General features: G+C 35.7%; 1 protein-coding gene. It reads right to left on the reverse strand.

The genetic code is table 11. The annotated features are described in order from the left end of the window. Nucleotides 1–244, reverse strand: a 244-nt coding sequence (locus tag QP363_RS13410; RefSeq protein WP_284764855.1) for a DUF806 family protein, incomplete at both ends; no start/stop codon positions are given.

A 244-nucleotide genomic window follows, 5' to 3' on the forward strand; every position in this document is an offset into this window, starting at 1 on the left:
TGCTTTGTGTCGGGGTCTACTGTATGTTCTCGTATATCTGCTATCGACCAATGATTGTCTTTAAACAATTTCAATAGTCGTAGTTCAAATTGTTCAATGTCAAAGTCTATATCCAGCTTGTAAAAAATCTGGATTTCAACTTGTCGATTTGTTGCATAAAAGCTGTTATTACCTGTCAAATCAAGCGACGTATTGACATCTGTTATCAAAATAAGCGTATCGCCTACATTGTCAACGACTTCTT

This window comes from Corynebacterium sp. UMB6689 (genome assembly GCF_030215295.1).
Classification (GTDB): Bacteria; Actinomycetota; Actinomycetes; order Mycobacteriales; family Mycobacteriaceae; genus Corynebacterium; species Corynebacterium aurimucosum.